The 18667-nt window shown below is 63.3% G+C and carries 15 protein-coding genes, 1 pseudogene and 1 riboswitch; of the genes and pseudogenes, 8 read left to right on the top strand and 8 right to left on the bottom strand.

The features are described from left to right. Positions 1 to 114: 114 nt before the first annotated feature. The 4 genes from WN982_RS01825 (at position 115) to WN982_RS01840 (ending at position 9310) form a co-directional block, all read left to right on the top strand. Positions 115 to 822, top strand: a complete 708-nt coding sequence (locus tag WN982_RS01825) for a transposase (protein WP_341314119.1) — start codon at positions 115 to 117, stop codon at positions 820 to 822. Positions 823 to 1117: 295 nt separating this feature from the next. Beyond that, a complete protein-coding gene (locus WN982_RS01830; RefSeq protein WP_341314120.1) occupies positions 1118 to 5821 on the top strand; it encodes a glutamate synthase-related protein in 4704 nt (1567 codons plus the stop codon). A gap of 120 nt (positions 5822 to 5941) precedes the next feature. Next, positions 5942 to 7411 (top strand): glutamate synthase subunit beta, encoded by a 1470-nt coding sequence (locus tag WN982_RS01835; RefSeq protein ID WP_341314121.1) that lies wholly within the window; start codon positions 5942 to 5944, stop codon positions 7409 to 7411. A gap of 966 nt (positions 7412 to 8377) precedes the next feature. Continuing rightward, on the top strand, positions 8378 to 9310 hold the full coding sequence (locus tag WN982_RS01840; RefSeq protein ID WP_341315692.1) for a tyrosine-protein phosphatase: 933 nt from the start codon (positions 8378 to 8380) through the stop codon (positions 9308 to 9310). Positions 9311 to 9499: 189 nt separating this feature from the next. Here the strand turns inward: WN982_RS01840 and WN982_RS01845 are convergent, their stop codons facing one another. After that, positions 9500 to 10771: an ATP-binding protein gene (locus tag WN982_RS01845; RefSeq protein ID WP_341314122.1), complete on the bottom strand. Its 1272-nt coding sequence runs from the start codon at positions 10769 to 10771 to the stop codon at positions 9500 to 9502. Then, on the bottom strand, positions 10768 to 11508 hold the full coding sequence (locus tag WN982_RS01850; RefSeq protein ID WP_341314123.1) for a response regulator: 741 nt from the start codon (positions 11506 to 11508) through the stop codon (positions 10768 to 10770). Before WN982_RS01850 ends, WN982_RS01845 begins: the two co-directional genes overlap by 4 nt. A gap of 406 nt (positions 11509 to 11914) precedes the next feature. Between WN982_RS01850 and WN982_RS01855 the strand changes: the two genes are divergently transcribed. The 4 genes from WN982_RS01855 (at position 11915) to WN982_RS01870 (ending at position 13800) form a co-directional block, all read left to right on the top strand. After that, on the top strand, positions 11915 to 12100 hold the full coding sequence (locus WN982_RS01855) for a hypothetical protein (RefSeq protein ID WP_341314124.1): 186 nt from the start codon (positions 11915 to 11917) through the stop codon (positions 12098 to 12100). Positions 12101 to 12144: 44 nt separating this feature from the next. Continuing rightward, the gene (locus tag WN982_RS01860) at positions 12145 to 12312 is read left to right on the top strand and encodes a DUF6726 family protein (protein ID WP_341315693.1); all 168 of its coding nucleotides are present in this window, start codon (positions 12145 to 12147) and stop codon (positions 12310 to 12312) included. 3 nt (positions 12313 to 12315) lie between these two features. Then, the gene (locus tag WN982_RS01865; protein WP_341314125.1) at positions 12316 to 13026 is read left to right on the top strand and encodes a hypothetical protein; all 711 of its coding nucleotides are present in this window, start codon (positions 12316 to 12318) and stop codon (positions 13024 to 13026) included. 102 nt (positions 13027 to 13128) lie between these two features. Further along, positions 13129 to 13800 carry a flagellar basal body L-ring protein FlgH gene (locus WN982_RS01870; RefSeq protein ID WP_341314126.1) on the top strand — a complete coding sequence of 224 codons (672 nt, stop codon included), beginning with the start codon at positions 13129 to 13131 and terminating at the stop codon, positions 13798 to 13800. A gap of 48 nt (positions 13801 to 13848) precedes the next feature. On the opposite strand, the gene WN982_RS01875 is transcribed toward WN982_RS01870, so the two are convergent. The 6 genes and pseudogenes from WN982_RS01875 to WN982_RS01900 form a co-directional block, all read right to left on the bottom strand. Further along, positions 13849 to 14589, bottom strand: a complete 741-nt coding sequence (locus WN982_RS01875; protein ID WP_341314127.1) for a response regulator — start codon at positions 14587 to 14589, stop codon at positions 13849 to 13851. 101 nt (positions 14590 to 14690) lie between these two features. Further along, positions 14691 to 15269 carry a hypothetical protein gene (locus tag WN982_RS01880; protein WP_341315694.1) on the bottom strand — a complete coding sequence of 193 codons (579 nt, stop codon included), beginning with the start codon at positions 15267 to 15269 and terminating at the stop codon, positions 14691 to 14693. A gap of 122 nt (positions 15270 to 15391) precedes the next feature. Next, a complete protein-coding gene (locus WN982_RS01885; protein WP_341314128.1) occupies positions 15392 to 15853 on the bottom strand; it encodes a hypothetical protein in 462 nt (153 codons plus the stop codon). 165 nt (positions 15854 to 16018) lie between these two features. After that, positions 16019 to 16249 (bottom strand): annotated as a pseudogene (locus WN982_RS01890) (SDR family oxidoreductase); the annotation flags it as partial. Between the two features lie 6 nt (positions 16250 to 16255). Then, complete coding sequence (locus WN982_RS01895; protein ID WP_341314129.1) at positions 16256 to 16384, bottom strand: hypothetical protein; 129 nt, start codon at positions 16382 to 16384, stop codon at positions 16256 to 16258. Then, a complete protein-coding gene (locus tag WN982_RS01900; protein WP_341315695.1) occupies positions 16381 to 18132 on the bottom strand; it encodes an ABC transporter ATP-binding protein/permease in 1752 nt (583 codons plus the stop codon). Before WN982_RS01900 ends, WN982_RS01895 begins: the two co-directional genes overlap by 4 nt. Before the next feature lie 364 nt (positions 18133 to 18496). After that, positions 18497 to 18621, top strand: a riboswitch (TPP riboswitch). Positions 18622 to 18667: the final 46 nt, after the last annotated feature.

Here is an 18667-nt window from a genome sequence, read left to right on the forward strand (position 1 = left end):
TTTCTCCCTAAGCGCCGGGCGGTTTCTGGCTAAGCCGCACCGCGCCGAACCCAGCGCCCATGCGGCTTTTCAGACCTTCGGGTATATACCAACGCGACTATTGGATACTTCAGCATGGCACGGCTTGCACGTCTCTATGTCCCTGACCAGCCGCAGCACGTCATCCTCCGTGGACTCGACCAGCAGCCCGCATTTGTCGACGACCAGGACTACGAGCTCTTCATCGACTGTTTGAAAGCGGCTTCGCGCGACCACCATTTGTCGATCCACGCGTATGCGTTGATGCCGGGCGCTGTGCAATTGCTCGTCACGCCGACCGAGGAGTCGAGTCTGCCGAAAGCGATGCAGGCGGTGGGGCGCCGCTACGTTGCCCACTTCAACCGGCGCTATGCGCGCCGCGGCACGCTGTGGGAGGGCCGCTATCGCGCAACGGTGATCGAGGGCGAGCGCTACTTCCTGCTGGCGAGCCGGGTAGTCGAGATGTGTCCGGTGCGCACGCAGCTCGTGAGCGCGTCGGAGGACTACCGCTGGTCGAGCTACCGCCATCACATTGGCCTCACGCTCGACAGCCTCATTACCGATCATCCGTTGTACTGGTCGCTCGGCAACACGCCGTTCGAGCGGCAACGCGCGTACCGCGAGTTGTGCGAGCAGCCGCTCGACGAGCGCGAGGCCAGCCAGCTTCAGCAGGCCACTTTGAAAGGCTGGGTTTTGGGCAGCGAGACGTATCGGGAGTGGGCGGCGCGAGCGGCGAACCGGCGGGTGTCGCCACTGCCGCGCGGGCGGCCGCGCAAAGTGCGCGAGACGCCGCAGACGCAATAAAGCGTTTCGGATCAAAGGGCTCCGCGCGGAACGGCATCTTCGGATGCCGTTTTCTTTGCACCGTTTTGATATGGAACCAATAAAAATTAGCCGCAATGCACCAACTTGATAATAGGGGTCGTACCATCAGGTTTTGTTTGCTATTCCATTGATTCGTCGCGTATATTCCGAATTCCGGCGCTTTTTGGTACGCGTAGCATCGAGCGTACTGAGCCGCCGTCGTGGTTGCGGTGCGAACTGCGGCAATAGAAAAACGGTTTAACGGCCTGTCCGGCCCCTCACAGACGGTGTCCCCATGAACGACCACCAGCAACCGACTCACCCGGTTCCCGCCGCGCAAGGTCTGTACGACCCGCAAAACGAGCACGACGCCTGCGGCGTCGGCTTCGTCGCTCACATCAAGGGCAAGAAAAGCCACGAGATCATTCAGCAAGGCCTGAAGATTCTCGAGAACCTCGACCACCGGGGCGCCGTCGGCGCCGATCCGCTGATGGGCGACGGCGCGGGCATCCTGATCCAGATTCCGGACGGTTTCTATCGTGAGGAAATGGCCAGGCAAGGCGTCGTTCTGCCGCCGAACGGCGAGTACGGCGTCGGCATGGTCTTCCTGCCGAAGGAACACGCATCGCGTCTCGCATGCGAACAGGAACTGGAACGTACGGTGAAGGCCGAAGGCCAGGTCGTGCTGGGCTGGCGCGACGTGCCGGTCGACCACACCATGCCGATTTCGCCCACCGTGAAGGCGAGCGAGCCGCTGATCCGCCAGATCTTCATCGGCCGCGGCAAGGACATCATGGTGACCGACGCGCTCGAGCGGAAGCTGTACGTGATCCGCAAGACCGCGAGCCACCGCATCCAGGCGCTCAAGCTCAAGCACGGCAAGGAATACTTCGTGCCGTCGATGTCAGCGCGCACGGTGGTCTACAAGGGGCTGCTGCTGGCCGGCCAGGTCGGCGTGTACTACCGTGACCTGCAGGACGAACGCACCGTCTCGGCGCTGGCGCTGGTGCACCAACGCTTCTCGACCAACACGTTCCCGGCGTGGGAACTGGCTCACCCGTACCGGATGATCGCCCACAACGGCGAAATCAACACGGTGAAGGGCAACGTCAACTGGCTGAACGCGCGTACCGGCGCAATCGCGTCGCACGTGCTCGGCGACGACCTCCCGAAGCTTTGGCCGCTGATCTATCCGGGCCAATCGGACACCGCCTCGTTCGACAACTGTCTCGAACTGCTGGTGATGGCCGGTTATCCGCTCGTCCACGCAATGATGATGATGATCCCGGAGGCCTGGGAACAGCACACGCTGATGGACGACAACCGCCGCGCGTTCTACGAATACCACGCCGCGATGATGGAGCCGTGGGACGGCCCCGCCGCGATCGCCTTTACCGACGGTCGTCAGATCGGCGCGACGCTCGATCGTAACGGCCTGCGTCCGGCGCGTTACATCGTCACCGACGACGACCTCGTGATCATGGCGTCGGAGGCGGGCACGCTGCCTATCCCCGAATCGAAGATCGTCAAGAAGTGGCGTCTGCAGCCGGGCAAGATGTTCCTGATCGACATGGAACACGGCCGCATCATCGACGACAAGGAACTCAAGGACAACCTCGCGAACGCCAAGCCGTACAAGAGCTGGATCGACGCGGTCCGGATCAAGCTCGACGAAATCGAGCCGAAGGCCGAAGACGTCGTGACGGAGCGCCGCGAAGCCGCTGCTTTGCTGGATCGCCAGCAGGCATTCGGCTACACGCAGGAAGACCTCAAGTTCCTGATGGCGCCAATGGCGCAAGCCGGCGAAGAAGCCGTCGGATCGATGGGCAACGACTCGCCTTTGGCGGTCATGTCCAATAAGAACAAGACGCTCTATCACTACTTCAAGCAGCTGTTCGCCCAGGTGACGAACCCGCCGATCGACCCGATCCGTGAAAACATGGTGATGTCGCTGGTGTCGTTCGTCGGTCCGAAGCCGAACCTGCTGGACACGAACAACATCAACCCGCCGATGCGTCTCGAAGTGTCGCAGCCGGTGCTCGACTTCAAGGACATCGCGAAGATCCGCGCGATCGATCAGTACACGGGCGGCAAGTTCAGTTCGTATGAACTGAACATCTGCTATCCGGTGGCCTGGGGTAAGGAAGGCATCGAAGCGCGTCTCGCGTCGCTGTGCGCGGAAGCCGTCGACGCGGTGAAGTCCGGCTACAACATGCTGATCGTGTCGGACCGCAAGACCGACCGCGACAACGTCGCGATTCCGGCATTGCTCGCCACTGCCGCGATCCACACGCACCTCGTGCAGCACGGTCTGCGCACGAGCGCGGGTCTGGTCGTCGAAACCGGCTCGGCGCGTGAGACGCACCATTTCGCGTTGCTCGCGGGTTATGGCGCGGAAGCCGTGCACCCCTACCTCGCGATGGAAACGCTCGGCCAGCTCGCCGCCGGCCTGAAGGGCGACCTGTCGGCGGAAAAGGCGGTCTACAACTTCACCAAGGCAGTCGGCAAGGGCCTGCAGAAGGTCATGTCGAAGATGGGCATTTCGACCTACATGTCGTACACCGGCGCGCAGATTTTCGAAGCTGTCGGTCTCGCGGAAGATCTGGTCGCGAAGTACTTCAACGGTACCTCGTCGAAGGTCGGCGGGATCGGCCTGTTCGACGTCGCGGAAGAAGCGATCCGTCTGCACCGCGACGCGTTCGGTGACAACCCGGTGCTCGCGAACATGCTCGACGCGGGCGGCGAGTACGCCTACCGCGTGCGCGGCGAAGAACACATGTGGACGCCGGATGCGATCGCCAAGCTGCAACACTCGGCGCGCAGCAACTCGTATCAGACGTACAAGGAATACGCGCATCTGATCAACGATCAGACCAAGCGCCACATGACGTTCCGCGGCCTGTTCGAGTTCAAGTTCGACCCGTCGAAGGCGATCGCCCTCGACGAAGTCGAATCGGCGAAGGAAATCGTCAAGCGTTTCGCCACCGGCGCGATGTCGCTCGGTTCGATCAGCACGGAAGCGCACGCCACGCTGGCGGTCGCGATGAACCGCATCGGCGGCAAGTCGAACACCGGCGAAGGCGGCGAGGACGAAAACCGTTACCGCAACGAACTGCGCGGCATTCCGATCAAGAACGGCGACACGATGAAGTCCGTGATCGGCGATGAAGTGATCGTCGACATTCCGCTGAAGGAAGGCGATTCGCTGCGCTCGAAGATCAAGCAGGTGGCGTCGGGCCGTTTTGGCGTGACGGCGGAATACCTTGCATCGGCCGATCAGATCCAGATCAAGATGGCGCAAGGCGCGAAGCCGGGCGAAGGCGGTCAGTTGCCGGGCCACAAGGTGTCCGAGTACATCGGCAAGCTGCGTTACTCGGTGCCGGGCGTCGGCCTGATTTCGCCGCCGCCGCACCATGACATCTACTCGATCGAAGATCTGGCGCAGCTGATTCACGACCTGAAGAACGCCAACTCGGCGGCCAGCGTGTCGGTCAAGCTGGTGTCGGAATCGGGCGTCGGTACGGTGGCCGCGGGTGTCGCGAAAGCGAAGGCCGATCACGTCGTGATCGCGGGCCATGACGGCGGCACGGGCGCTTCGCCGCTGTCGTCGGTCAAGCATGCGGGCACGCCGTGGGAACTGGGTCTGGCCGAAACGCAGCAAACACTCGTGCTGAACCAGCTGCGCGGCCGTATCCGCGTGCAGGCCGACGGTCAGATGAAGACCGGCCGCGACGTCGTGATCGGCGCGCTGCTCGGCGCGGACGAGTTCGGCTTCGCGACGGCGCCGCTCGTCGTCGAAGGCTGCATCATGATGCGCAAGTGCCACCTGAACACCTGCCCGGTCGGCGTCGCGACGCAAGATCCGGTGCTGCGTGCGAAGTTCCAAGGCCAGCCGGAACACGTCGTCAACTTCTTCTTCTTCGTTGCGGAAGAAGCGCGCGAAATCATGGCGCAACTGGGCATCCGCAAGTTCGACGACCTGATCGGCCACGCCGAACTGCTCGACATGAAGAAGGGCATCGAGCACTGGAAGGCAAAGGGTCTCGACTTCTCGCGCGTGTTCTATCTGCCGCAAGTGCCGGCTGAGGTTGCACGCAAGCACGTCGACGCGCAGGACCACGGTCTTGAGAAGGCGCTCGATCACACGCTGATCGAGAAGGCGAAGGCCGCGATCGAGAAGGGCGAGCACGTCTCGTTCATCCAGCCGGTGCGCAACGTGAACCGTACGGTCGGCGCGATGCTGTCCGGCACGATCGCGAAGAAGTACGGCCACGACGGCCTGCCCGACGACACGATTCACATCCAGTTGAAGGGCACCGCGGGTCAGAGCTTCGGCGCGTTCCTCGCGAAGGGCATCACGCTGGATCTGGTCGGCGACGGTAATGACTACGTCGGCAAGGGTTTGTCGGGCGGCCGCATCATCATTCGTCCGACCAACGATTTCCGCGGCAAGTCGGAAGAAAACATCATCTGTGGCAACACGGTGATGTACGGCGCGATCGAAGGCGAAGCATTCTTCCGCGGCGTCGCAGGCGAGCGTTTCTGCGTGCGTAACTCGGGTGCGACGGCGATTGTCGAAGGCACAGGCGACCACGGCTGCGAATACATGACAGGCGGCACCGTCGTCGTGCTCGGCGAAACGGGCCGTAACTTCGCGGCCGGTATGTCGGGTGGCATCGCTTACGTGTACGACCCGGACAGCACGTTTGCCGGCAAGTGCAACAAGTCGATGGTCGCGCTCGATCCGGTCTTGCAACAGGCCGAACAGGAACGCACGGTCGACAAGGGCTTGTGGCACAGCGGCGCAACGGATGAAGCACTGCTCAAGGGGCTCATCGAACGTCACTTCCAGTTTACGGGTTCGCCGCGTGCAAAGGCGCTGCTCGAAAACTGGGATGCGTCGCGCCGTCAATTCGTGAAGGTGTTCCCGACCGAATACAAGCGCGCGCTGGGCGAGATGGCTGCGAAGAAGGCGAACAAGGAAGTCCTCGCCGCCTGACTGGCCAATCCGCTGCTCCGTCCGAAGACGTCACATTTAGCCGTACCCGCCGCCTCTCGATGATTCGACACGCGGCGGGTGTAGATCACCCCACCTGATACAGATAGAGAAGAGAACCACATGGGCAAGGCAACCGGTTTTCTCGAGTACGAGCGCCGCCACGAGGCGTACGAAGCTCCGCTCACGCGTGTGAAGCACTACAAGGAATTCGTCGCGGCACTGACCGACGACGAAGCGAAGATTCAAGGCGCGCGTTGCATGGACTGCGGCATTCCGTTCTGCAACAACGGCTGCCCGGTGAACAACATCATCCCGGACTTCAACGACCTGGTGTTCCATCAGGACTGGAAGAACGCGATCGAAGTGCTGCACTCCACGAACAATTTCCCTGAGTTCACGGGCCGCATCTGCCCGGCGCCGTGTGAGGCGGCGTGCACGCTCGGCATCAACGACGATCCGGTCGGCATCAAGTCGATCGAACACGCGATTATCGACAAGGCGTGGGCCGAAGGTTGGGTTGCACCGCAGCCGCCGAAGCACAAGACCGGCAAGAAGGTCGCGGTGGTCGGTTCCGGCCCCGCCGGTTTGGCCGTCGCGCAGCAGCTCGCCCGCGTGGGGCACGATGTGACGGTGTTCGAAAAGAACGACCGGATCGGCGGCTTGCTGCGTTACGGAATTCCTGACTTCAAGCTGGAAAAGTGGCTGATCGATCGCCGCATGCGTCAGATGGAAGCCGAAGGCGTGACGTTCCGCGCCAACGTGTTCATCGGCAAGCCGGATTCGCTGCCGGAGCATATCGCCAACACGGCGAAGGAAACCATCACGCCGGCCGAACTGAAAGAACAGTTCGACGCCGTGGTGCTCGCGGGTGGTTCGGAAACGCCGCGCGATCTGCCGGTGCCGGGCCGTGAGCTCGAAGGCATCCACTACGCGATGGAATTCCTGCCGCAGCAGAACAAGGTCAATGCCGGCGACAAGGTTGCGAACCAGCTGCTCGCGAAGGGCAAGCATGTGGTCGTGATCGGCGGCGGCGATACTGGTTCGGACTGCGTCGGTACGTCGAACCGTCATGGCGCGAAGAGCGTCACGCAATTCGAACTGCTGCCGCAACCGCCGGAAGAAGAGAACAAGCCGCTCGTGTGGCCGTACTGGCCGATCAAACTGCGCACCTCGTCGTCGCATGACGAAGGCTGCTCGCGCGACTGGTCGGTGGCCACCAAGCGCCTCGAAGGCAAGAACGGCAAGGTCGAGAAGCTGATCGCCGCGCGCGTCGAATGGAAGGACGGCAAGATGCAGGAAGTGCCGGGCTCCGAATTCGAAATGAAGGCCGATCTGGTGCTGCTCGCGATGGGCTTTACGCAGCCGGTCTCGCGGGTGCTCGAAGCGTTCGGCGTCGACAAGGATGCGCGCGGCAACGTGCGTGCGTCGACCGAAGGCGACAAGGCGTATTACACGTCGGTGGATAAGGTGTTTACAGCGGGCGATATGCGCCGCGGCCAGTCGCTGGTGGTGTGGGCGATTCGGGAAGGCCGCCAGTGTGCGCGTACGGTCGATGCGTTCCTGATGGGAGGCTCGGAACTGCCGCGCTAAAAGTCTCCGGCCGGTTCACGCCTGCGGGCACGGAAGCCGGCCACAGCTTGCAGGAAGTGGTGGAGACGACAAAGCGGTAAAACGAAGCCGGGCACCTGAGAGGGTGACCCGGCTTTTTAACGTCCACCGAGTGTTTGGCGTGCTATTTTGCGTTTCATTCCCGAGGTAAGTCCCGCGATACTTGCCGGGCTGACCGGGCGGAATCATTTCCGATACCGGCGTCGCGCAGAATCGTCAGCGCGAGTTCGACGTCGTACTCGCTGCGGAACAACTGCAGATAGCCTGAACCGGCGGCGCTGCGCACGCCGTGGCGGTACTTCACAAAACCGCCCTGGGTTTGACACTCGCGTTTCGCCCGGCGCGGTGGCTCGCCTTTGCAGCTAACGCCTCACCGAGATGCCGGCGTTTTAACCGAAGTGGTAGATCGCACCATCACAGACCAGCGCCTCGCCGAGGCAAAGCCGATGGCTCCCACCACGTGCAAACGAAGCCACTGGTTTCCCTTGCAGACCGCTCCGGCGAGCACGCAGTGCGAGGCGGGAAGAATGACTGCCTTGTCACAAACGCGGAGTGTGCGAGAACACCGATTCCAGATGCTCCACTACCTCCTCCAAGCCAGGGGACCCGTTTAAGAATTGGCGGTTTGAGCCGCTTTCTTTTGCCTACTTTTCTTTGCGGCCGGCAAAGAAAAGTAGGTGCCCCCCGCACAGGGGGAACGCTAATAAACCAATAAGTAGAGAAAAAACCACCGCCATAGGCAGACAGAATCAGAAAAAAACCACCACCATAGGCATACAGATCAAAGAAGAGCCAATGCCACAAGGGCCACAACCAAACCCGCCGGGGAGGGCAAAAAACCAAACCAGGTTCCTTACCAACTACTACGATGTAACCCAAAAAATATATCCCCCCGTTAAACTGCGCTGGCAGCGCCCAAGCTGCAAAAAACCACCTTTACGTCACTCAATGCCCGCAACTGGAAAAACCTGCTCGCTACACCTCCGCCCCGCGAGCACGCCCTTGCGGGTAAGGGCATCCCCATCGCGTCGCGCGTTCCTGAAAGGCTCAGCGGGTGTCCTGCTGCTATCCAGTCTGAGCAGCTCGCTGCTCTCCGCCTGCGGCGGCGGCAACCTCGACACCGATCAGCCGGAAACCCCGCGCCTGGCGTCAGTCAACAACTTCCGGGATGTGGCAGGCGCTGCGGCAGGCTACCCAACCGTCGACGGTAAACAGATGCGCCGTGGCGCCTTCTATCGCGCGAACCTGCTAACACTCAGCGCAACAGACCAGGCCACGGTAAACAAACTCGGCATCCTCGCGGTCTACGATCTGCGCACACCCGGCGAAATCGCGCGCACCGCCGACATCCTGCCGGCCGGCGCGGCATTGCAAGCCATCAATGTCCTCGGCACGAGCGACTTCGTCGTGCCCTCGCTCGATTCGGCCGCCGCCGCCGTCGCATTCATGGAGGCCGAGGCGCGTGCGTTCGTCACCGGCGCCGCCCAGCGCGCCAGCTTCGGCACGCTCCTCACGCAGCTCGCCAACGGGGCCGGCGCGCAGCTGTTTCATTCGAATGCAGGGAAGGATCGCACCGGCTGGGTGGCGGCTTTGCTGCTCAGCATCGCCAATGTGCCGCTCGACGTCATCATGCAAGACTATTTGCTGAGTAACGTCTATTCGGCCGTGTCGATCAAGGCGAGCACCGACACGCTACGATCGCAAGACGGCGCCGCTGCGGCGGCGATCGAGGCGCCCTTGTTCAGCGTTCAGGAAAGTTACCTGCAGGCGGGGTTCGATCAGGTGCAGGCGAGCTACGGCACGATGGCGCGCTATCTGATGCAAGGCCTCGGGGTGTCTCAGGCGACGATCGATACCTTGCACGACCGCCTCGTGGCCTGAATCGCGACGGCCGCCGCGCATTCGTCCTGTCGGCAAGCGCAGGCGAAAAAAAAGTCCGCCCGAAGTAAACAGGGCGGACAGAGAAGGGCGGCATCGAGGTTGCCGGGGCTGACTATAAGGCCGCAGCCACGAGGAAAACCTATCCGGTAAGGGCGCGTAAGTGGCTACATAAGCGCCGGCGCATCCTTCTCACGTTTCTGCCAATCCAGCCGGTAGTTCGATCCGCACTTCCAGGCCACCTTGCGCATGATTGCGCACATGACAGCGGCCGCCGCGATCATGCGCGAGCCGCGCGACAATCGCCAGTCCAAGGCCGCAATGACCTTCGCCGCCACGTGCGGCGTCGAGTCGTACGAATGGTTTCATTGCCGCGGCGATGCGATCGTCGGGAATACCCGGGCCGTGATCGCGCACGCTAATGACCCAGCGCCGGCCATTGCGCGTAGTCGCGATATCGACGGGTGGCGCACCGTGCTCGAGCGCGTTGTCGACGAGATTCGTCACCAGCCGGTCGAGCAGCGTGCGCGGCAGCCTGAATGACGAACCGGCCTGCAGATCGAGCGTGAAAAGCGGCGTCTCGGTGCTGTCGCTGGCGGAAAACTGTTCTTGCAGAAACGCGTCGACTTCAACGGGTGGCCCGGCGTCGGCGGATTGACCGGCGAATTCCAGAAACTGCTGGACGATGTTGGTCAGCGAGTCGACGTCGCGAATCAGCCCCGCGCGCTCGCTTTCCGCGACCAGCACGCTCGCGCGCAATTTGAGCCGCGTCAGCGGCGCTTTCAGATCGTGCGCGACGCCCGCCAGCATCACCGCCTGGTCGTCGCCGGCTTCGTTCAGGCGCCGCATCATGTCGTTGAACGAACCGATCAGTTCGCGCAGTTCGCGCGGGCCCTGCACGGTGACGGGTTCCGGCCGTCCGCCGGAGCCGAACTCAAGCGCGGCTTCAGCCACGCGCGACAAGGGCCGTTGCATCTGCCAGACCGCCAGCAGCGACAGGATCAGCGCGGCCAGCAGCATCGATACCGATTCGACGAGAAAGTGCGGGCGCGGCGGAACGTCGACCGGCACGACTACCCAGTTCGATTTGCCGGGGAAGAGTACCCACAACTGAGGCGGGCGCAAATCATCGACGGCAATCTGCGTACCGGGCGGCAAGTTTTCGCGCAGATGCCGGCTCAGTTCGACCAGCGGACGACGGGTCGGCGTGTGCAGATGGACGCTCGCCGGCATGTTCCAGGTCGGCACGAGGTGCACGCGCATCGCGGGCGCGAGCGCGGCGCCCTTGATCGGCTCGCCGTTGAGCGCCTGTAGCACCAGCAGAATGCCGCGCGCGAAGCCGTCGATTTCATGGCGCGGCGGCTGCATCACCACCAGCACGAACCAGCCCGCCTGAATCGCGAACAACACCGCCGTCGACAGCAATGCCATTCTGCCGAACAGCGTGTTCAGCGGGTTTTTCATGCGGTTGAGGCGACCTCGTCGGCGAAGGGCGTGCCGTCGGCGTCGGGCACGAACACGTAGCCTTTGCCCCGCACCGTTTGCACGTAGCAGGGGTTGGACGGATCGTCTTCGATCACCCGGCGCAGGCGCCAGATCGGCACGTCGAGACTGCGGTCGCGAAAGGCGAGATTGTCGCGATGCACGAGATCGTGAATCAGCACGCGCGACAGCACCTTGTACGGATTGTTGACGAAGATTTTCAGCAGCGCGAACTCGCTGTCGCGCAGCGGGAGCTTCGAGTCGTCGCGCGTGAGCGAACGCGTGGCGAAGTCGAGTTCGAACGGACCGAAGCGATACGGCTTGCGGGCCTCGGGCGCACTGGTGGTGGAGGGACCGCGGCGGCGCAGCACCGTATGGATCCGTGCGAGCAATTCGCGGGGATCGAACGGCTTGGTCAGATAATCGTCCGCACCCAGCGAGAGCCCGACGATACGATCGGCCACCGTGCCGCGCGCCGTCACGAAGATCACCGGGATGTCGTCGCCGGCGGCGCGCAGCGCGGTGAGCGTGCGCAGGCCGTCGGTGTTCGGCATCATGATGTCGAGCACGACGACCGACGGCCGTTCACGTTCGAGCCGGCGCTGCAAATGGGTGCCGTCGTGCAGCACCGACGCGTCGAAGCCGTTCGATTGCAGAAATTTGCATAGCAGATCGCGTACGACCGGGTCGTCGTCGACGATAAGGACCTGTGGATTCATGGCGAAATTCTAGACTGGCGCGCACGGCGCGCGGCCGACTGTTTTCTTACCAATGCTTACGGAGCCTCGCGCCGCGCGCTCCGCCTTTCGCGCGAGGCCCGCCGCCAAAGGCTCACCGCATATTTCAACGTAGCCATATTCGGCAACCCGTCCAGCGGGGCTGAAGACGTTTCGCATCGCTGATATTCCTCCGATGAAAGAATTGGCGCGCAATCGAAACGGCTGGCAACGAATCGCAACTGCTCGTAAGAACCGCCGAAAAGCGCGCTTTTCTTCGTGCATCGCCACCTCGCGTGCGGCGAGATGATTCGTCGTGCAGTACGTTGCGCCGCATGTCGAAAACAGCCTAACGCCTTGGGCCCGCGACAGGCGGCGTGAAATCGAAACCTAGCGCCACGCGAGGCTCATGATGACCGTTCATAGTAATCTCAGTTCAACCCGTTTTTCTTCACTGGCGCCCACGCCGGCGGCGGAGAAGCCGGCGGCTCCGAGCAGCCCGTCGGCGACGCCGCAAGCACAGGGCACCGCCACCCAGGCGTTGCCGCCGGTGCCTACCGGGCTCGTCGGACATAACGTCAACACGACCGCCTGACCCCTGAGGCCCGTGTGTCGACCCCAAAAATTTTAGACCGCTTCATACGTGTCGCTACGTGGTTGACGCTCGGCGCGGCGCTGCTGCCGCTCAGCGGCTGCGGCGTCGCCGCGCTGCCGTGCCGGCTCGCCTCGGCGACGCTGAAAATCGTCCCGGTGGTCGGCCATGCGGCGGCCACGCCGTTCGACGCGTGTTCATCCGCCATCGACTGAATCATGACACTCAAACGGATTGCCTGTGCATTGGCGCTGCTCGGCGCAATGTTCCCGTTGGCCGCGCAGGCGCAGCCGGCGGCGCGCGAAGGGGCGGCCAGCGCGGCGTCGAAGGGTGCGTCCGCCGATGCGCGCAAGCGGTCGCAGGACGCCCCGTTTGCGTTTCGCGGCATCGCGCTCGGCATCACGCTCGACGAATTCCGTTCGGGTTCGACCGTACGGGCGACGCCGCTCGGCAGCGTGCCTGTCTGCGAGACGGATGTGCAGGCGGGCGCGCTCGGCATGCGCCTGAAATCGCATGAGAGTCTGACGGTCGCGTGCCGCTGGGCGCATCGCGGCGACGAAGGCTGGGCCGTGTCGCAAGCTGTCGTCGACGGCGCGCCGGCGCAGGAGCATGTGCTGCGCTTCGCTCGCGTCGAAGGACAGAGCGCGCTGCGTCTGTATGAGATTTCTTTCGTGATCGACGAGGTCACCGCCGAGGACCTGCGCGACGCGCTTGCCGACCGTTACGGCGCGCCGCGTCTGGTTACGCAAAAAGCGTCGTCGTCCGGGGCGATGCCGATGTATGTCTGGGAAAACGCCGTGAGTTCGATCACGTTGTGTTTTCTGCCCGGCACCCGCAACGGCACGCTCACCTATCTGCTGAAGGGTTCCGACGCGTGGGTGAAATCGGTCGTGCGGCAATGGGAGGCGTGCGGCGCCGATGCGGGTTGATGCGCCGCTTCGGCTACCGCGCGTGTGACCGCGTTGGTGACCTTTCCGCACGAGGGCCGCAAGGTCCGTTTTTAATCTGGCCGGTCCGGCCAAGGAGCACGCATGACTGCGCTACGTCTCACTGTCGCGTTAAGCGCGGCGGCTTGCCTCGCGGCTTGCGCGAGCAGCAACCAGAACTCGATCGTCGAGACGCCGATGTCGCCGCCGCTCGCGTCGACGCCGCTGAACGTCAACACGCAGGGCGCGATCTATCAGGCTGGCACCCCGCTGCTGCTTTATGAAACGCCGCGTGCGCAGCATATCGGCGATGTGCTGACGATCCGCCTCGCGGAGTCGTATAGCGACAGCAATAGCTCGACCGCGGCGGCGAACCGTTCGAGCAGCATTACCGCAGACGCCGCCGATCATTCGACCAACGCGGCCGCGCGGCTCGCGAGGCTCTTCAACATCGGCTCGGCCAGCACCGAGTTCAAAGGGCAGGGCAGTCTCACCGACGCCAGCGGCATGACCGGCACGTTGGCGGTCACCGTGATCGGCACGATGTCTACGGGCAATCTGGTGGTATCGGGCGAGAAGGTCATCGCGATGAGCGGCAACCGTGACCGCCTGCGCCTGTCCGGTATCGTCAATCCTAAGGATATCGAAGCAGGCAATTATGTTGCTTCTAGCAAGGTCGCGAACGCACGGATCGAGCAGGCCGGCGTGGGGATGGTCTCCGACGCGACGACGATGGGCTGGCTGCAGCGAATGTTTCTGAGCGTGCTGACTTTCTAGAATCGACGTGTCGGCGCCTCGAGCGCGAGGCGCACCTCGTTTTACGCGCTAAGCGAGCGGCGGCGCGCTGCGCTCCGCCGCGCCGATTTCGCCGTCCGGCACGAACACATAGCCACGTCCCCATACGGTTTGCACGTAGCGCGGCTCGGACGGATCGACTTCGATCAGCCGCCGCAAACGCCAGATCGACACATCCAGGCTGCGATTGCGATGCACCTCGCTATTGCCATGCAGTTTCTCAAGCAACTGTGCGCGCGTCAGCACCGTCATCGCGTGGGTGACAAACACCTTGAGCATGGCGAATTCGCTGGAACGCAGCGTGATGCGTTCGCCGTCGCGGCGCAATTCGCGCGCCGGGAAGTTCACCTCGAAGCGGCCGAAGCGATACGGCGCACGATGCTCCGGCGCGCTCGGCGCAATCGCGCCACGGCGGCGCAGCACCGTACGAATTCGCGCGACCAGCTCGCTCGGTTCGAACGGCTTGCCGAGATAATCGTCGGCGCCGAGTTCGAGACCGATCACTCGGTCGATCACGTCGGCGCGCGCGGTCAGCAGAATCACGGGAATATCGTCGCCGGCGACGCGCAATGCGCGCAGCGCACTGATGCCGTCGAGCTCCGGCATCATGATGTCTAGCACGACCAGCGCGGGACGATCGTCCTGTAATTTTCGCTGCAACGCCATACCGTGTTCGAGCACGGAAACCTTGAAACCGCGCCCTTGCAGATATTGGCTGACGAGCTCGCGTACGACGGGGTCGTCGTCGACGACCAGAATGGATTGGTTCATCCAGGTCATCTTAGTGATCCGCGCGAGCGGCGCAAAGCGCGTAACGCTTTCGAATCCTTTCCCGCGTAAGAGAAAGCAAGCGGGCCGCTCAGGTGGCCTGCTCAGTTGGCCTGGGAAGTTTGAATGGTCTGCATCGGCTGCGGACCGAGGGCGGTCTGATCGACCACCATCCGGTCGATCAAACCGTTGAGTTTGGTCGACGCGCTGGAGAAGCGATCGGCGTTGAGGCCGCCGGTCTGGTAACGCGCGGTGACCAGAATACGGCCGTGCTGGAGCAGCGTCAGATCGATGATCGACAGGTACTGAACCGATTCGTCGCTGAACGAGCGGCGGCCGTAATCGATCGCGGCGTTATAGACGAGCCGCGCCTCGCAACCGGCCGGCGAGGTGCCCGGATTGTAGACATCCGAACGAATGCCGCGACGCTCGAGCGCATGTTGCAGCGCCGGCACAAAATCACCGACCGACACCGCCTGATTCACCTCGATGCAAACACTACGCACGGCGGCTGGCCGGCCGTTGACGAAGGTCGGCGACGAATAGTTCGCCGCGATCGCGTAGCCCGCCTGAATCACCGAACCGGTGGCGTCGGCCGCCGAGATCAGCGTCCATGCGCAGCCGTTCAGGCCGAGCGCCATGATAGCGGATGCGGCAAGCCTGGCACCGGGCCGCCGCAACATGACCCACCCAGCCAGTGAGGCACGCGTTACAGCGAAAGCGCGCGAGCTCGGCGTGAAGGTCATGGTGCGGGGTGCCTCGCGACTGTGAACAGGGCGATGGATAACGGCGATCAAGCTCACGCTCAGCGCGTGATGCGCAGGCGCAATTCGTTTTGCCCTTGCACGCTCGCAGTAACGTTGACGCGCCGCTCGGCGGTGGTCACGATGAAATGCTGTCGCGTCGGCGTGTTGACGTCGTGCACGACGTTCGGAAAGCATGCCGCGATATCGGCGCCGATTTCTTCGAGTGGATCGTTCACGACGCCGTCGGCTTGCCAATGTGCGCGCCAGTGGCAATCGTACGAGTGGCTGTTCGCACGGCAATCGTCCGCGTCCGGCAACCCCGGCAGTTGCGTGGCAGGTTGTGCGCGCAGTTGCTTGAAGTCGGGTGCTTCGACGATGTGTTTGAGCGCGGGGCAAACGTCTGCCGGCTCGTTGGGCTGGGTGGCTTGCGCAGCGTATGCGGTGCTCGAGAGCAGCAGTGCTGCGCCGAGAGCAAGCGCGAGGCGCTGGGTCAAAGGATGGGAGCGGCGATCGAATGACATGTGCGAAGGGTCCAGTAGCGGTGATGGCGTGGCGGGCCGGACGTGGTATGGCCCGCACGACAATCGTCGCTGCTGCAGGGCATTTTCAAAGCGGGGAACAGCTTGCCCGCTTCGCAAATGCTTTCTAACTCTTTTCGCGTGTTTCCGGATCTTGCGGCGTGTCGCTCAGCCGAGCGTGAGGCCGCCGTCCACGTGGATCGCCTGGCCGGTGATGTGACGCGCTTCGTCCGACAACAGAAACGCGACCAGTGCGGCGATGTCCGCGGGTTCGGCGACATGGCCGAGCGGTGTCGCTTCGGTGGCGCGGGTCCACGCCGATGCATTATCGGCACTTGGCCCGCGATCTTTACGGGTGTAGCCGGGCGCCACGCAATTGACCGTCACGCCATGCGGCGCGCCTCGTCATCGGCGCCGCGTGCGTGCAACATCAAACGCCGTGCGCGGCGCGGCGATGCGCCGGGCCAGCGCAGCGCCGATGCCGGAGCCCGCGCCGGTGATCAGCACCGCGCGCTCGAGTTCAGCGCCGCTCATGCCGCGACCGGTTCGTCCAAGCGTTCGACGTCGAGCGTTTCCGCGTGGAACGCCGCCAGCGATTCGCGATGCGCGACGCTGACGATCGCCGCCTTCGGCAGCCGTTCGGTGAACAGGTGGTAAAGGCGCGCTTCGTTTTCTGCATCGAGCGCGCTGGTCGCTTCGTCGAGGAACAGGTAGTCGGGCTTGTGCAGCAGTACACGGGCGCCGGCGAGGCGTTGTTGTTCGCCTGGCGAGAGAATCCGCGTCCAGTGTCCCGATTCCTGCAACCGGTCCGCGTACTCCGACAGATGGCAGACGCGCAGCGCTTCGCGGCATTCGTCGTCGGTATAGGTAGCGGCGGGGGACGGGTAGGTGAGCGCCGCTTTCAGCGTGCCGATCGGCATGTAGCTGACCTGCGGGATGAACATCATGCGCGCGTTGACAGGCGCGTCGATCGACCCGTCGCCGAATGGCCAGAGCCCGGCGAGCGCGCGCATCAGTGTGCTCTTGCCCGAGCCGGACGGCCCGCGCACCAGCCAGCGCGAGCCCGGCTGAATCGCGACATCGCGGATGCGCGACAGCGGGTTGCCGTTCGGCAGCGCGAGCTTGAGGCCGTCGGTGGAAAGCTTGTCGTCGTCGACGAAATGCAGGTTGATGCCGCCATGCGCGGTAGCCGGCGACACTGATTCCTTCAGACGCGGCGCATGCACGACGCGCTTGAATTCACGCAGCCGGTTCACGGTAGCGCGCCATTCCACCAAGCTGGTGTAACTGTTGATGAACCACGAAAACGAATCGCTGACGGTGCCGAATGCGCTCGAAATCTGCATCAGCACGCCGAACGTGAAGGCGCCCGCGAAGTAGCGCGGCGCGGCGACTACCAGCGGAAAGATGATCGCGATCTGACCATAGAAAGCCGACACAAAGGTGAGCCGCTTGGTGTACTTCATCACCTGCCACCAGTTGTCGCGAATGCGGCCGAACAGCGTGTGCGTGTTCGTCTTCTCGGTTTCCATGCCGTTGTAGAAGGCGATCTGTTCGGCGTTCTCGCGCAGACGAATCAGGCCGAAACGGAAATCCGCCTCGACTTTCTGTGCCTGGTAATTGATCGGCACGAGCGGATGGCCGACTTTCTGGATGATCAGCGAACCGACCACCGCGTAGAGCGCAGCGGCCCACACCATGTAGCCGGGAATCTGCACCGGCATGCCGCCGAGCGAGACGGTCAGCGCGCCGGCGAGCGACCACAGGATCGTGATGAACGACACCAGCGTGACGACCGTTGACAGCAGATCGAGCGTCAACGACAGCGTGGTGGTGGCGAACGATTGCAGGTCGTCGCTGATCCGCTGGTCGGGGTTGTCGGCGAGCCGGTCGCGTTCGATCCGGTAGAAGGCGCTGTCATGCAGCCATTCGTTCAGATAGCGCGTGGTCAGCCACTGACGCCAGCGGAAGCCGAGCATCTGCCGCAGATAGCGGCCGTACACCGCGAGGATGATGAAGGCGAACGCGAGCCCCGAGAACACCATCAACAGGTGCGGGAAATCGTGCACGTTCTTGGTTTGCAGCGCGTTGTAGAAGTCGGCGCTCCAACGGTTCAGGCGCACGTTAATCCACACGACGAGCAGATTCATCACGATGATCGCGACGAGCAAGCCCCACGCCGTTTTTCGTTCTTCGGAGACCCAGTAAGGTTTGATCAGGCTCCAGGCGGAGACTTTGTCGTCCGGCGGCAGCACGGGGCGGGCAGAGCTATTCGGTGTCATGAGCATCCTGATGTAGTGCTGGCCCATCAAGGGCTGACCCATTGGGGGCCGCCCCACGGCGGGTTTGCGGTGCATGCCCGGGCGTCGTGCTCGACGAACGCACGCCCGTGTGAGCGTCCGATTCTGGCGCGACCCCCTTAAGCGAAAATTAATTTCCGCCTGCAGGACTCGCCCGGGTGCCGGCGTCGCGCGGGCGGCGAAGCGTGCCGCCGACGCCAGGCTCCTGCGGCATCCGGTCTCGGCATTGTGCCAGAGCGGCGCGCGCGGCCATATTGATGAATCGATAGATGGTGCCGGATCAACTGTAGACCACCGCGCGAGCCGCTGGTTTGCGGGCGTCGCGCCTTTTATGGTCTAATGGCCTTCGACGAAACAGGGGTGCTTCGCACACCGGCAGCGTGGATGTCCACGCAGCGGCAGCGAGGCTGAGAGAGACCCTTTGCACCCGATCCGGGTAATACCGGCGCGGGAAGTTTCCGGAAGCAGCCAGTCTTCCATTCCCCGCCGGGCGGCGTCCGTCTTTTGGACGCGCGTG

This window comes from Paraburkholderia sp. IMGN_8 (assembly GCF_038050405.1).
Lineage (GTDB): Bacteria > Pseudomonadota > Gammaproteobacteria > Burkholderiales > Burkholderiaceae > Paraburkholderia.